Genomic DNA, 669 nt, shown 5'->3' with positions numbered 1-669 from the left:
CTGTTCCGCCAGCGATGATGTGAATGTTACTGTTCATGCCAATCCAATCGTAGATTTRGGAGCGGATCAGCAGACCTGTGCAGGCAGCAGCATCACATTGGATGCCGGCAATGCGGGAGCAACATATTTATGGAGTACCGGAGAAACTACGCAAACAATTAGCACATCAATTAGTGGYAACTATTCCGTTGTTGTAACCAATACCAATGGTTGTTCCGCCAGCGATGATGTGAATGTTACTGTTCATGCCAATCCAATCGTAGATTTGGGAGCCGATCAGCAGACCTGTGCAGGYAGCAGCATCACATTGGATGCCGGCAATGCGGGAGTAACATATTTATGGAGTACCGGAGAAACCTCACAGACTATCAATGTATCAACATCAGGAAATTATTCTGTAACAGTAACCAATGGAAATGGCTGTTCCGCCAGTGATGATGTAAATGTCACTGTTCATGCCAATCCAATCGTAGATTTGGGAGCGGATCAGCAGACCTGTGCAGGCAGCAGCATCACATTGGATGCCGGCAATGCGGGAGCAACATATTTATGGAGTACCGGAGAAACTACGCAAACAATTAGYACATCAATTAGTGGYAACTATTCCGTTGTTGTAACCAATACCAATGGCTGTTCCGCCAGCGATGATGTGAATGTTACTGTTCATGC

1 pseudogene is annotated in these 669 nt (G+C 46.1%); it reads left to right on the top strand.

From position 1 onward, the window contains the following. Nucleotides 1-669, top strand: a pseudogene (locus DLK05_RS17640) (hypothetical protein); the annotation flags it as partial.

It is taken from the genome of Ancylomarina longa, assembly GCF_003996985.1.
Lineage (GTDB): Bacteria > Bacteroidota > Bacteroidia > Bacteroidales > Marinifilaceae > Ancylomarina_A > Ancylomarina_A longa.
The sequence above is the reverse complement of the archived record's forward strand: the minus strand, read 5'-3'. Positions and strand labels throughout refer to the sequence as shown.